Raw genomic sequence first — 823 nt, forward strand, 5'->3', positions numbered from 1 at the left:
ACCGCGCCGAGGGCGAGTAGTTGGTATTGGGAGCCTTCGTTGCCGATGAAGGCGAGCAGGATGCCGGCGTTGAGCCAGACGATGAGCAGGGTGGCCAGGACGATGCCGGCGACGCGGCCGATGCCGCCGGTGATGGCGACGCCGCCGAGGACGGCGATGGTGATGGCGGGTAGTGCCATGCCGTTGCCGGAGACGCCGGCGTCGGGGCGGGCGGAGGCGAATTGGCCGACGGTGACGACGGCGACCAGGCCGGAGATGAGGCCGGCGTAGAGGTAGGCCTTGAGGCGGGTGTCGCGGACGGGCAGGCCGGCCCAGCGTCCGGCGGTGTCGTTGGTGCCGATGGCGTAGAGCCGGCGTCCGTAGGTGGTGCGGGTGAGCAGGAGCCAGACGGTGATGGCGGTGGGGAGCAGGAAGGTGAAGATGCCCAGGGGTATGTCGGGTAGGTGGTGGCCGATGAGGGGGAGTTCGACGGGTCGGGTGATGGAGTAGAGGTTTTGGATGGGGGTGGTGCTGATGGGTTGCTGGTTGTTGATGACGATGGCGATCGATTTGTAGGCGTAGAAGGTGGCGAGGGTGGCGATCAGGGCGGGGAATCCGGCGTAGGAGACGAGGAAGCCGTTGATCGCGCCGAGTAGGGCGCCGGAGGCGGCGGTGAGGGTGATGGCGGCCCATAGTGGCCAGTCCCAGTGGCCGTAGGCGAAGCCGAAGATCATGCCGGTGAGGGAGACGATGGCGCCGACGGAGAGGTCGATGCCGCCGCGGCCGGAGAGGATGACCAGGAGTTCGGCGAGGCCGAGCATGGCGAGGGGGACGGCGTTGATCA

General features: G+C 68.0%; 1 protein-coding gene. It reads right to left on the bottom strand.

What is annotated here, in order from left to right:
• On the bottom strand, window positions 1-823 hold an 823-nt coding region (locus tag Acy02nite_RS46195; protein WP_203756833.1), incomplete at both ends, for an ABC transporter permease.

The organism is Actinoplanes cyaneus, from assembly GCF_016862095.1.
Lineage (GTDB): Bacteria > Actinomycetota > Actinomycetes > Mycobacteriales > Micromonosporaceae > Actinoplanes > Actinoplanes cyaneus.